11 protein-coding genes and 1 riboswitch are annotated in these 12,825 nt (G+C 42.8%); of the genes, 9 read left to right on the plus strand and 2 right to left on the minus strand.

Going from position 1 to position 12,825, the window contains the following annotated elements; genetic code table 11:
• Positions 1-126 precede the first annotated feature (126 nt).
• Positions 127-510 carry a fluoride efflux transporter CrcB gene (crcB, locus tag Q0V26_RS14595; RefSeq protein ID WP_045036888.1) on the minus strand — a complete coding sequence of 128 codons (384 nt, stop codon included), beginning with the start codon at positions 508-510 and terminating at the stop codon, positions 127-129.
• Between the two features lie 204 nt (positions 511-714).
• Between crcB and Q0V26_RS14600 the strand changes: the two genes are divergently transcribed.
• The 7 genes from Q0V26_RS14600 to thiH all read left to right on the plus strand — a co-directional run bounded on the left by Q0V26_RS14600 (position 715) and on the right by thiH (position 7,566).
• Positions 715-1,137 (plus strand): universal stress protein, encoded by a 423-nt coding sequence (locus tag Q0V26_RS14600; protein WP_080158811.1) that lies wholly within the window; start codon positions 715-717, stop codon positions 1,135-1,137.
• Positions 1,138-1,263: 126 nt separating this feature from the next.
• Positions 1,264-1,361, plus strand: a riboswitch (TPP riboswitch).
• Positions 1,362-1,478: 117 nt separating this feature from the next.
• A complete protein-coding gene (gene thiC, locus Q0V26_RS14605; RefSeq protein ID WP_297483037.1) occupies positions 1,479-3,389 on the plus strand; it encodes a phosphomethylpyrimidine synthase ThiC in 1,911 nt (636 codons plus the stop codon).
• A 3-nt stretch (positions 3,390-3,392) separates the two neighbouring features.
• The gene (gene thiE, locus Q0V26_RS14610) at positions 3,393-4,691 is read left to right on the plus strand and encodes a thiamine phosphate synthase (protein WP_297483040.1); all 1,299 of its coding nucleotides are present in this window, start codon (positions 3,393-3,395) and stop codon (positions 4,689-4,691) included.
• Complete coding sequence (locus Q0V26_RS14615) at positions 4,669-5,463, plus strand: HesA/MoeB/ThiF family protein (RefSeq protein ID WP_297483043.1); 795 nt, start codon at positions 4,669-4,671, stop codon at positions 5,461-5,463. The genes thiE and Q0V26_RS14615 overlap by 23 nt, the downstream gene beginning before the upstream one ends.
• Positions 5,463-5,672 carry a sulfur carrier protein ThiS gene (gene thiS, locus Q0V26_RS14620; protein ID WP_235865969.1) on the plus strand — a complete coding sequence of 70 codons (210 nt, stop codon included), beginning with the start codon at positions 5,463-5,465 and terminating at the stop codon, positions 5,670-5,672. The genes Q0V26_RS14615 and thiS overlap by 1 nt, the downstream gene beginning before the upstream one ends.
• 1 nt (position 5,673) lies before the next feature.
• Entirely contained in the window at positions 5,674-6,444 is a 771-nt protein-coding gene (locus Q0V26_RS14625; RefSeq protein WP_297483046.1) for a thiazole synthase, read from the plus strand.
• Between the two features lie 9 nt (positions 6,445-6,453).
• A complete protein-coding gene (gene thiH / locus Q0V26_RS14630) occupies positions 6,454-7,566 on the plus strand; it encodes a 2-iminoacetate synthase ThiH (protein ID WP_297483048.1) in 1,113 nt (370 codons plus the stop codon).
• 75 nt (positions 7,567-7,641) lie between these two features.
• Here thiH and Q0V26_RS14635 read toward each other — a convergent pair whose 3' ends face one another.
• Positions 7,642-9,429 (minus strand): aminopeptidase P family protein, encoded by a 1,788-nt coding sequence (locus tag Q0V26_RS14635; RefSeq protein ID WP_297483051.1) that lies wholly within the window; start codon positions 9,427-9,429, stop codon positions 7,642-7,644.
• Positions 9,430-9,745: 316 nt separating this feature from the next.
• On the opposite strand from Q0V26_RS14635, the gene Q0V26_RS14640 reads away from it, so the two are divergent.
• Positions 9,746-10,960, plus strand: a complete 1,215-nt coding sequence (locus Q0V26_RS14640) for a multidrug effflux MFS transporter (protein ID WP_080158818.1) — start codon at positions 9,746-9,748, stop codon at positions 10,958-10,960.
• Between the two features lie 235 nt (positions 10,961-11,195).
• Complete coding sequence (gene rmuC / locus Q0V26_RS14645; protein WP_080158819.1) at positions 11,196-12,728, plus strand: DNA recombination protein RmuC; 1,533 nt, start codon at positions 11,196-11,198, stop codon at positions 12,726-12,728.
• Positions 12,729-12,825 lie beyond the last annotated feature (97 nt).

The raw sequence follows: 12,825 nt of genomic DNA on the forward strand, positions 1-12,825 counted from the left end.
CTGCGTTTCCTGCGTTTCCTGCGTTTCCTGCGTTTCCTGCGTTTCCTGCGTTTCCTGCGTTTCCACTATTCTCTTTATCTTGACTAAAAAAAACCGCCTTGCGGCGGTTATATGTTTGAATGATTATTAGCTTTTCATCATTAGTTGATAGCCAATATAACAAGCAAACAAACTGACGGTTACGTTAAGTACGATGTTTAAGCCAGCCTTAATAAACTCACCTTGCTGCATCATTACAATGTTATCCATTGAAAAGGTTGAGAAGGTAGTTAATGCTCCAAGAAAGCCTAAGCCAATCATTGGGCGCCATGGTGCTGCCTCAATCATTCCTTGATTTAATCCCGACATTAATAGCCCCATAATTAGCGAACCAATAATATTGACGGTTAATGTTCCGTATGGGAAGCCACGGCCAAATAAAATAACGCAAAGCTCCGAAATTAAGTATCGTGAGCAGGCGCCGAATGCACCACCAATTGCGATGAATCCTAGTAATATATATTGGCTCATTGGTATCTCGTTTCAGTTAAAAGTGATAATTAAAAACCGTCATAATAATCGCTTGTTGAGTTGGTTAATACTCTCGATAACTGCAATCATTGATTTAAGCGTAAATTAAAATGTCGGCACATAGTTGGTTGTATAGCTACATTTATAGCATCATAATCACAACTAAGAAATTAACTACTGGGCGTTGGCTCATGGAGATAGGCTATGTCGCTATATCAAACAATATTACTTGCTGTTAATCCTGAAGATAAATTTGCGCATAAATTAATGGTAAAAGCTGGAATCATTGCGGACCAAAATAATGCTGAACTGCATGTTGCTTATGTTGAGCCTGGTGTTGGTAATGTGAGTTTTATTGATGTTGAGATTGAACTGCAAGAAGAGCACGATGCAATTGCTAAACAGCGGATGTCACAATTATCAGAGTTAGCGGCAGCTTCATCTTACCCTGTTTCGGGATTACATATTGCTAATGGTGATATTACTAAGCATATCGAAGAATTAGCTGAAAAAGTTGAAGCTAAGTTGGTTATTACGGGTTATCACAAATCTACTATTCATCTTTTTGGTGATGTAAGTGAAACATTAGCTCAGCACCTTAAGTGTGATGTACTTATCTCACAATAAACATTGTAGTGATTACCATGAAATTAAAAGCCGTGGAAAATTGCACGGCTTTTTGCTATCTGTCACTGTGTGTTGTTCATTGTTAATAAACTGTTGCGATTACAACCAAAGTACTTATACTAATTCACTTACTTGTCGGAGTGCCATATGGCTGAGACCGCATTGCGGGATCCGTTGAACCTGATCAGGCTAATACCTGCGAAGGGAACAAGAGGTTATCTTTACTGCATATCCTTATTGAGGATCACTGTATGTATTTGATGATGCATAACTGTATGCATTGCTCTTGTTTACGCCCATCTGATAAGCATTTTTCCCTATAACATTGAAAGGAAATTGCTGTGTCGAATCGCAAGCAAGCGAGATTGGAAGCGAAACAATTTATCGAGTCATTAACGGCTCAACCCTATCCTAATTCACGAAAAGTCTATATTACTGGTAGTCGTGCTGATATTTCAGTACCGATGAGAGAGATCGCTTTAGCTGATAGCCTTATTAGTGGTCCTAAACAAAGCCCTATTTTTGAACCGAACCAACCGATTCATGTTTATGATACTTCTGGATTTTATACCGATCCCGACCACTCTATAGATATTTATCGTGGTTTGTCCCCTGTGCGCGAAGGGTGGATCATTGAGCGTAATGATACTGAATTATTATCTGAATTAAGTTCTGACTACGCCAATGAACGCTTACATAATCAGAGTTTGGATTCATTGCGTTTTAATCAGCGCGCTCCAACGCGACGTGCTTATAACGGTAAGTGTGTTACTCAACTGCATTACGCCCGCCAAGGTATTGTTACGCCTGAAATGGAATATATTGCGATTCGCGAAAATATGGGGCGAGTGCCCTCTAATGATGAAACGCTAAATCAACAACATCCTGGCGTTAATTTTGGTGCTAATCTTCCTTTACAAATCACGCCTGAATTTGTGCGCCAAGAGGTTGCGGCTGGGCGCGCGATTATTCCTGCAAATATCAATCACCCAGAAGTTGAACCAATGATTATTGGGCGAAATTTTTTAGTAAAGGTTAATGCTAACATTGGTAATTCCGCCGTTAGTTCATCCATTGAAGAAGAAGTTGAGAAATTAGTATGGTCGACCCGCTGGGGAGGAGATACGGTGATGGATCTCTCGACGGGACGTAATATTCATGAAACACGAGAATGGATCATTCGTAATAGTCCGGTACCAATTGGAACCGTACCGATGTATCAAGCATTAGAAAAAGTAAAGGGCGTTGCGGAAAATCTAAATTGGGATGTTTTTCGAGATACGTTATTAGAGCAAGTTGAGCAAGGTGTCGATTACTTCACTATTCATGCTGGTGTTTTATTACGGTATGTACCTATGACGGCTAAACGGGTGACAGGGATTGTTTCTCGTGGCGGCTCAATTATGGCTAAGTGGTGTTTGGCGCATCATCAAGAAAGTTTTTTGTATGAAAATTTCCGCAGTATTTGTGAGATTTGTGCTCAGTATGATATCTCGCTCTCATTGGGGGACGGTTTACGTCCTGGCTCTATTGCTGATGCCAACGACGAAGCGCAGTTTAGTGAATTACGCACGCTAGGAGAGTTAACCAAAATTGCATGGGAATATGATGTTCAGGTGATGATTGAAGGTCCAGGTCATGTGCCGATGCATATGATTAAAGCTAATATGGATGAGCAACTTAAACATTGTCATGAAGCGCCATTTTATACACTTGGACCTCTGACAACAGATATTGCGCCGGGTTATGATCATATTACTTCTGGTATTGGAGCGGCCATGATTGGTTGGTATGGCTGTGCAATGCTGTGTTACGTGACACCAAAAGAGCATTTAGGATTACCCAATAAAGATGATGTAAAAGTCGGTTTGATCACGTACAAGCTGTGTGCGCATGCGGCAGACTTAGCCAAAGGCCACCCTGGAGCACAAGTTCGTGATAATGCATTATCAAAAGCACGGTTTGAGTTTCGTTGGGAAGATCAATTTAATCTAGGCCTTGACCCACAAACTGCTCGAGATTATCACGATCAAACCTTACCGCAAGAATCTGGCAAAGTGGCTCACTTTTGTTCAATGTGTGGCCCTAAATTTTGTTCAATGAAAATCTCTCAAGAAGTTCGAGATTACGCGAAAACGCTATCGCCAATAGATATTACGTTGAGTAATAACCCTCGTGTAGGTATGGAACAAAAAGCGGCGGAATTTCGAGCTCGTGGCAGTGAGTTGTATCACCCTGCTAAAGAGGATTAATCAATGAACACGTTATCGCTTCCCCCTCATCTAATGCCATTATTAATGCACATCGAACCACTGTTAGTACCTGCTGAGTTATACCAACTAGGCGATACAGTGACAGTAACGGTGCATAGCAACGAACCATTAATTGATATCAAAACTATGACTAAGGCATGCTCATTAGCGTTTAATTTTGTTGCTGCAGATGAAGATTGTGCCCCTCCAACGTATCAAATTTGGGATCAGTGGCTCGCCCCTTTTACTGAATTAGCTCAGTTGCAACAAAAAGTCGCTGCAGATCCTAGCTTAGTGGTCTGTGGATTTCCCGTGAATGATGGTTGTGTGGATATTTGGCATCATCAAGGGCAGGCTCGAGCAGTGTATTGTCGTCATAGTGGTGCCAGTGAGGCACAACGGGCAATGTTATTGGTGGCACTTGCGCTTGATTATCCATTGGAAGATGCAGTGGTATTGGCACGTGCTTATGCGCGGAGTTATCACGAACACAGTTATCAAGATCATAATTATCGTACACAAGGAGAGCTTGTTTGGCCTACAGATGCCAAAGTATTTCCTCGTGCTTTAACGATAAATCATCCTCAAATAAAACAACTTGGATGGTTAATTGATGGTCAAGAGGTAGCTCCATTTGCGGCTTTAGGGTCGAGTAAGCTTGGATTATATCCTGTGCTAGAGAGCGCTGATTGGGTTGAGCGGGTATTACAGCTCGGTGTTAAAACTACCCAATTACGGATCAACCCCCCCCAAGTATCCGATCTGGAACACCAAATCCAACAAGCCATTGTTGCTGGTGAGTTAGCTCAAGCTCAGGTGTTCATTAATGATTATTGGCTGCTGGCAATTAAGCATCATGCTTATGGTGTTCATCTTGGTCAGGAGGATCTTGATAGCGCTGATTTAGTTGCGATTCAACAAGCGGGATTACGGCTTGGCATTTCTACCCATGGTTATTATGAAATCTTACGTGCGCTTGAATATCAGCCCAGTTATATCGCTTTAGGCCATATTTTTGTGACATCAACTAAAAATATGCCGTCATTACCTCAAGGCGTGAGCCGATTAGCACTTTATCAAAAATTGATTGGTGATCGAGTACCAACAGTGGCAATTGGTGGCATTACCATTGAGCGTGCAGCAAAAGTGTGGCGCACTGGGGTTTCTGGCGTGGCTGTTGTGAGTGCGATTACTCAAGCTGCCGATCCTGCACTTATGATCACTGAATTGCACAAGATATTGGTGCCCAACACTGAAGATGTGGCTGCAGGAGGGCGGAATGATAAACACTGCGCTCTCTGACACTGAATTTATGCGTTATAGCCGCCAGTTGATGGTGGCTGATATTGCCGAACCAGGACAGCAACAACTGAAAAATACTCAGGTGTTAATTGTTGGCGGTGGTGGTTTAGGTTCTGCTGTTGGGCTTTATTTAGCGGCGGCTGGCGTGGGTACGATTGTCATTGCTGATGATGACGTAGTTGAAGTGTCGAATTTACAGCGCCAAGTTTTGTATCGTGAAGCAGATGTTGGGTGTAATAAAGCGCAGGCTGCGTGTGCTCAAATGCGGGCGTTAAATCCACTTAATCGTTACCGCGCGGTCACAACGAGATTAGCTGGTTTGCAGTTAGCGTTGGAAGTTGATCAAGCTGATATTGTGGTTGATTGCAGTGATAATTTTTCGACCCGCTATGCGATTAATGATGTCTGTTTTACAGCGAGAAAGCGCTTAGTTTCAGGGGCTGCGATAGGCTGGCAAGGACAGTTAATGACGTTTGACTTTAGAACTGGGATTGGACCTTGTTATCAATGTTTATTGCCTCAAGCTGTACCAAATACGGACAAAGTGCGTAATTGTCGTAGTGGTGGCATTGTGGGGCCTGTAGTAGGAATTATTGGCACCATGCAGGCGCTTGCAGTCATAAAAGCGATTGTTGAGACGAATATGGTTGATGTAAATCACCTTTCTCAATTTGATGGTTCACAAGGGCAGTGGCGTCAATTTGGAATCAATATTGATCAACAGTGTCCCGTCTGTGGTGATCACCACCTTGTTAATGGAGGTACAGTGTAATGACAATGATAACCGTCTGGTTAAATAATCAAGCTGTGGAATGTCATTCACAACAATGTCTAACCGAGTTAGTTGAGCAATTAACCCTACCAACGGTGGGCGCTGCAATTGCGATAAATCAAGCCATTGTTACGCGTAGTGAATGGTCAACAACAGTGTTGAACCATAACGATCAGATCACGCTCTTTCAAGTTATAGCAGGAGGCTAACATGCTCACTATTGCCGATAAAATATTTGATTCGCGGTTGTTTACTGGAACTGGAAAATATTCTCATCGTGATGTAATGACCGCATCGTTATTAGCCTCGGAGTCTCAATTGGTTACCATGGCTCTGAAACGGGTCGACTTAGCTCATCAAGCGGATGATATTTTAGCGCCTTTAATGGCTGCTGGAGTCAATCTTTTACCCAATACCTCGGGTGCTAAAAATGCTAAAGAAGCCATATTTGCTGCGCAATTAGCCCGTGAAGCGTTAGGTACTAACTGGCTTAAATTAGAGATACACCCTGATCCCAAATACTTAATGCCCGATCCGATTGAAACCTTGTTAGCTGCAGAAGCGTTGGTGAAACAAGGCTTTGTGGTTTTGCCTTATTGTCATGCTGATCCGGTATTGTGTAAACGATTAGAAGAGGTGGGTTGTGCAGCGGTGATGCCATTAGGGGCTCCGATAGGTTCAAATAAAGGCTTAGTATCACGTGATTTTTTGCAAATTATTATCGATCAAGCGCAGGTGCCAGTGATTATAGATGCAGGAATTGGTGCTCCGTCTGATGCTGCCGCGGCAATGGAAATGGGAGCAGATGCTGTCTTAGTTAACACCGCTATTGCGACTGCTGTTGATCCGGTTGCGATGGGAGAAGCATTTAAATGGGCGGTTATTAGTGGTCGTATGGCTTATAAAGCGGGATTAGCGGGTACAGTGAGTCATGCTGTTGCATCCAGTCCATTAACGGCTTTTCTCGATAGTGAATGCTAAGGAGCGAGAATGAGTTTTGTTGATGTATGGCGGCAATTGGATTGGAATGATATTCGCCTATCGATTTACGCTAAAACGGCTGCAGATGTTGAACGTGCACTGGCTAAACCGCAGTGTGATCTTGACGATTTTAAAGCGTTAATCTCACCCGCCGCGGAGCCTTATTTAGAATCAATGGCACAACAAGCAGCGTTATTAACGCGGCAGCGGTTTGGTTATGCGATACATTTTTATGTGCCATTATATCTCTCTAATTTGTGTGCTAATGCGTGTACTTATTGTGGTTTTTCAATGGAAAATCGAATTAAGCGACGCACATTAACTACCGCTGATATTGAGCGAGAATGTAAAGCGATCAAAGCACTTCAGTTTGATAGTGTGTTGTTGGTAACCGGTGAGCATCAAACTAAAGTTGGGATGGACTATTTCAGGTATACATTGCCTCAAATTAAATCCCACTTTAATCATATTGCAATGGAAGTTCAGCCGCTTGAACAGCAGCAATATCGAGAGCTAAAAAATTTAGGTTTAGATGCGGTGATGGTGTATCAAGAAACTTATCATGCTCGAACTTATGCCAAACACCACTTACGCGGTAATAAAACTAACTTTGATTATCGACTTGAAACACCGGATCGATTGGCACAAGCTGGTATCGATAAAATAGGGATTGGAGCGCTATTAGGAATGGACGATTGGCGTACGGACAGTTTTTTTGTTGCGAACCATTTGGCCTATCTTGAGCGCCAGTATTGGCAGAGTCGTTATTCGATTTCATTTCCACGGTTGCGGCCGTGTACTGGTGGTATTGAGCCTAAATCAGTAATGACAGATCGCCAGTTAGTGCAATTGTTGTGTGCTTATCGGTTGTTTAATCATGAAGTTGAGTTATCGTTATCCACTCGTGAATCAGCCCATTTTCGTGATAATGTATTACCACTAGGGGTAACTAGCCTATCAGCGGGTTCAAAAACTCAGCCGGGCGGTTATGCTGATGACACGCCAGAGTTAGAGCAATTTGCAATCAGTGATGATCGCAGTGTGGCAGAGGTTGCTATGGCGGTGAAGCAGCGAGGATTTGAGGTGGTGTGGAAAGACTGGGACGCGGTTTACTCGGGGTAACCACATTTGAAGGTCACAATAAGCCAGTGCAAAAGGTGATGCACTGGCTTTTTTATTATTAATGCGACGTTATTATTAGCGTTGTAATGGTGCTGTTGCTTGAGTTAACCATGCTAAATCATCACCGTCTAAGGCTGGGCTAATAACCTCAAACACTGTGTGGTGGTAATGATTAAGCCACGCGAGTTCGATATCTGTTAATAAGCTTAAATCAATTAAACGCTTATCAATTGGTGCGCGAGTCAGAGATTCAAATCCCATTACCGTCATATCACCTTGGGTTGCCACTTCGACTACCGCTTCAAGGTTTTCAATACGAATACCAAACGCATCTGCGCGGTAATATCCAGGTTCATTAGACAACACCATACCTGGCAATAATGCCGTTGGATTATAGGCTTTAGCTATCCGTTGTGGTCCTTCATGGACACTTAGGAAGTGGCCGACACCGTGACCAGTACCATGATCATAATCAAACCCATACGCCCATAAATGTTGACGTGCTAACGCATCAAGTTGGCTACCTGTGGTGCCTTTAGGGAAACGTGCAGATGCTAATGCAATGTGGCCTTTTAAGACTAAAGTAAAGGCTTGCTTAACCTCATCACCCGGCTGACCAATGGCAATAGTACGGGTAATATCGGTAGTACCGTCGGGGTATTGACCGCCTGAATCGACTAAGTACACGGTATCCATTTGCAGTTTACTTGGCTGCGGTTGGTTAAGGTGATTGTAGTGGCACATTGCCGCATTGCCTGCTGCCGCTGAAATGGTATCAAAGCTCACATCACTGCAACTTGGATCTAACTGACGGAATTGCCACAGTTGATCTGATAATTGGGCTTCATCCAGTAAATGACCTGTTGCAACTTGCGCATCAATCCAGGCTAAGAATTTACTGATCGCGACGCCATCACGAATATGACACGCTTTCATACCCGCCATCTCGGTGGCATTTTTAGTCGATTTTGGCAGTAAGGTTGGGTTTGCTGCTTCAATTAATAGGGTTCCTGCCTCTGTTAATTGTTGCGCTGCCCATGCGTTACTATTTGTTGAATCAAACAGTACTCGTTTACCTGCAAGAGCGGCTAGCCCAGTTGCTAGTTGCTCCGGTTTACAGATGGCCACGCCAGCACCTACATGGGCGGCAAAGCCTTCTGGTAAGCGGTGATGGTCGATATAAAAATCAACTGAAGCATCGCTGTGAATAATTGCAGCTGAAAGTAATACAGGTAGGCAATGGATGTCATCACCACGAATATTGAGTAGCCATGCAATACTATCGAGCTGGCTTAAAAAGGCAGCATTGGCTTTTTGTGTTGTTAGTAAAGCAGCAATTTGTTGGCGCTTATCTGTACTTGCTTGGCCAATAAATTCAAGTCCCATTAATTGAGCGTCAGACAATACAGGCGCTGGGCGGTCTAGCCATAGTTGATCAATAGGGTTTTCATCAACACACACTAAGGTTAATTCACCATCAATAGTAGTGGTGGCATTTTTAAGCCATGCTGCACTATGAAGGCGAGCATCAATCGCAATTTTGCTACCAGCGGCTAAATTATCAAGTGCCCATTGTACTGGTGGCTGCTCGATAAGATGGCAGTATTGAAAAACATCACTCGGGACTTGTTTACGTACTTGTACTACATAACGACCATCAACAAAAACAGCAGCATCATCACGAGTAATAATGGCAGCACCAGCTGAGCCACTAAATCCAGTTAGCCAGTGTAGGCGTTCATTATGATCAGGAATGTATTCACCAAGAAACTCATCTTCGTGAGGGATCAATAATGCATCTAACTGATTTTCAGTGAGCCAGTGGCGGATTTGTTCAACACGTTGCGAAATTGCAGCTTGCATGTTTTCGTCCTTTAATTAAAGCATCATCGAGGCGATGACATAAACGGTGAACTTACATAACACCAGCAAACATTCAGCTGAGTAAGTAAGTTAATATAGTTACGTTAGCGTGTTTGGCGGTTGGCTTCAATTAGCGAATCAGTAATTGATTGGCATTTATTATATTTTCGATAGGGCGGTGTTATTTCGGCGAGCATAGGAGCAATAGCAATCATTGCTGATATTCCCCAAAGGAAAAGTGCTATTGAATATATACCATTTCTATTCATATCTCTAAAGCCGTAAACTTGGCGCGATCATCTTTTAGGAACAACATATGACCTCGTCGACACCCCCTACTACCGATACCAAATTAGTCACTTTAATGGTGGTTTTGGTGCTATTTAGCCCGTTGGCTATTGATATTTATTTACCCGCTTTCCCAGCTATTGCCGATAGTTTTGGGGTTAATGCTGTGCGTGTACAAGATACCGTGACATGGTTTATGTTCAGCCTTGGTTTGGGGCAATTATTGGCAGGACCATTAGCGGATCGTTTTGGACGCCGCCCAATTGCGTTAGCTGGGATTGTTATTTATGGTTTTAGTGCCTTAATGGCGTATTTAGCCACCAATTTAGACATGCTTTTAACGGCGCGTTTATTACAAGGGTTTGGTGCTTGTGCGACTTCTGTTGCGGCATTCTCTGCGGTGCGTGATAGTTTTGGTGCTGAAAAAAGTGGTCGTATGATCAGTTACTTAAATGGTGCAATCTGTTTTATTCCCGCTTTAGCACCGTTATTAGGAACCTGGTTAACCCATGAGTTTGGTTGGCGTTCAAATTTTAGTTTTATGGCAGGTTTTGCACTCGTTGCTGGGCTGTTCATTATGACGATGTTTAAAGAAACCCGTCCTACGAATACTCATGTGAGTGGTTCAACGTTAAGTCTGAGTCGTTATTGGTCGGTATTACGTGAACCTACTTTTTTATACCATGCGAGTCTGTGCATGTTATCAATGGCGGTTATTTTAGCGTATGTGACGTCGGCTCCGGTATGGTTAATGAGCCATCTTGGGGCAGACATGAACCAATTTACGTTATGGTTTGGCATTAATGCGGCATTAAATATTACAGCATGCATGGTTGCGCCTAAATTTATGGATCGTTTTGGTACGCGAGCAACATTGCAAACCGGATTGATTATTTTAGCTGCCGCTGGTGGTTTAATGTTGGCTCTGAGTACAATCAATCAAGCATGGGCATTTATGGTGCCTATTTTTATCTGCTCATTTGGGTTTGCTTTTGTCTTAGGCTCTGCGGCAGGTAAAGCATTAGCGCCTTTTGGTGATCGTGCAGGTACTGCTGCGGCATTGTTAGGCCTATTTCAGATGAGTGGTGCTGGCGTGATGGTAAGTTTGACTCAGCGTTTAGATTTAGCAACGCCAATGTTGATGACCCTACAGATGTGGTTACTGATTCCTGGTTTATTTGTGTTGTGGTCAAAATGGGGTAAAAGCTGGCATCAAACGGTACTCACAACCGATAAGGTGTGAGTGATTGCGGCCAAAGGTTGCTTGAGTAGACGTTATGATTAAGCCTGTCATTGTGACAGGCTTTATTTTTATGGGGCAAATGATGAAGGGGGTGTTTATGATGCGTTTAACGCGTTGAGTGGCAACAATAAACAGTGATAGTACTATCAATAAAAATCACTGAACTGGACATTTATCCAGTATCGACTTAGCCTTACAACAGAAATGGATGCGTGTTTTTTGTAGAGTATTTGATATGACGGAATGGTTGAGTGGTGGCATGATTTCCCTGTTGGCAGCGATCTCTGGCGCGACAGTGGCGAGTGTTATTACCACACTATGGTTAAAGGGACGTTTTGAGCAAACATTACAATTACATCAGCAGCAAGCAGAGGCTGATAGTCGGTTATTGCAATTACGTGAGCAACAATTACAGCAGCAGTTAAATGAGCGTAATCAAGAACTCGAGCAGATGGATGACGAGCGTGATCGCCTAACCCATGAAATTCGACAACTGCATGGTAATTTATCGGCTGCGGTTGAAAAAATGCGTCATTTTGAAGCGCTTCAAAATGAAAAACTGTATTTATCAGAACAATTAGATAACGCACGAATCATTAATGCTGGTCTTGAAGCGGATTTACGTGAACAAGATGCCCGTCATTTTGAAGAACAAAAATCGGCCGAAGAAAAAATTCAATTATTAGAAAATGCCGAAGAGCGATTACGGGTGCAATTTGAAAGCCTTGCTAATAAATTGTTTGAACACAAAACTCGAAGTGTCGATGAGCAGAATAAAATCAGTCTTCAGCGTTTATTAATGCCATTGAAAGAGCAGCTGGAAGGTTTTAAAAAACAAGTTAACGATAACTTCACACAAGAATCCCGCGAACGTCATACTCTGGTCCATCAAATTAATCATCTTAAACAACTCAATGAGCAAATGGCGCAGGAAGCGGTGAATCTAACTCAAGCGCTTAAAGGTGATAATAAGGCTCAAGGTAATTGGGGAGAAGTGGTACTCGCGCGGGTATTAACCGAATCAGGACTGCGTGAAGGGCATGAATATCAAACCCAAGTCAGCCTAGAAAATGAAGATGGCAAACGCTATCAGCCAGATGTGGTGGTGCATTTACCTCAGCAAAAGGATGTGGTGGTTGATGCTAAAATGTCATTAGTGGCTTATGAACGGTTCTTTAATGCCGACACTGTGGCGGCGCGAGAACTGGCAATGAGTGAGCATATTGCTTCAATGCGAGCACACATGCGAGGTTTAAGCCGCAAAGATTATCATCAGTTGCATGGCGTTCAAAGTTTGGATTATGTGTTGATGTTTATTCCGGTTGAACCTGCTTTTCAAGCCGCGATTGCCGCTGATCCTAAACTGATTCGTGATGCAATGGATCTCAATATTATGTTGGTTAGCCCAACGACTTTGCTGGTGGCACTGAGAACCATTAATAATTTATGGCGTAATGAACGTCAAAATCAAAACGCCAAAGAAATTGCTGATCGAGCAAGTAAGTTATACGACAAATTACGCTTATTTGTTACCGATATGGAAGGATTAGGTACGTCATTAGATAAGGCCAGTCAAAGTTATCATAGCGCCATGAATAAATTAGTCAGTGGGCGAGGGAATGTTATTCGCCAAGCTGAAAGTTTTAAGTTATTGGGGGTGGAAGTGAAGCGTGATATTAGCTCGCAATTAGTTGAAAAATCGCAGTCACAGTTGCATGATGCGAGAGGTTTTTCACATATCACTTCAGCGACTGAGTCTGATTTGTAGTGCTTAAAGAGTAAACCACTTTGAGCAAACGACAACCATCAAGTACACTAAGCCAGTTGAATAAATGAATTTAATCCTCGTCAGCTATTTTATTGTG

It is taken from the genome of uncultured Photobacterium sp. (assembly GCF_947039875.1).
GTDB lineage: Bacteria > Pseudomonadota > Gammaproteobacteria > Enterobacterales > Vibrionaceae > Photobacterium.

What these genes read in the sequence shown, in the direction of transcription:
- crcB (WP_045036888.1), bottom strand. Translation starts at nt 510, where the DNA reads ATGAGCCAATATATATTACTAGGATTCATCGCAATTGGTGGTGCATTC.
- thiH (WP_297483048.1), top strand. Translation starts at nt 6,454, where the DNA reads ATGAGTTTTGTTGATGTATGGCGGCAATTGGATTGGAATGATATTCGC.
- thiS (WP_235865969.1), top strand. Translation starts at nt 5,463, where the DNA reads ATGACAATGATAACCGTCTGGTTAAATAATCAAGCTGTGGAATGTCAT.
- Q0V26_RS14635 (WP_297483051.1), bottom strand. Translation starts at nt 9,429, where the DNA reads ATGCAAGCTGCAATTTCGCAACGTGTTGAACAAATCCGCCACTGGCTC.
- Q0V26_RS14625 (WP_297483046.1), top strand. Translation starts at nt 5,674, where the DNA reads ATGCTCACTATTGCCGATAAAATATTTGATTCGCGGTTGTTTACTGGA.
- thiE (WP_297483040.1), top strand. Translation starts at nt 3,393, where the DNA reads ATGAACACGTTATCGCTTCCCCCTCATCTAATGCCATTATTAATGCAC.
- Q0V26_RS14640 (WP_080158818.1), top strand. Translation starts at nt 9,746, where the DNA reads ATGACCTCGTCGACACCCCCTACTACCGATACCAAATTAGTCACTTTA.
- rmuC (WP_080158819.1), top strand. Translation starts at nt 11,196, where the DNA reads ATGACGGAATGGTTGAGTGGTGGCATGATTTCCCTGTTGGCAGCGATC.
- Q0V26_RS14615 (WP_297483043.1), top strand. Translation starts at nt 4,669, where the DNA reads ATGATAAACACTGCGCTCTCTGACACTGAATTTATGCGTTATAGCCGC.
- Q0V26_RS14600 (WP_080158811.1), top strand. Translation starts at nt 715, where the DNA reads ATGTCGCTATATCAAACAATATTACTTGCTGTTAATCCTGAAGATAAA.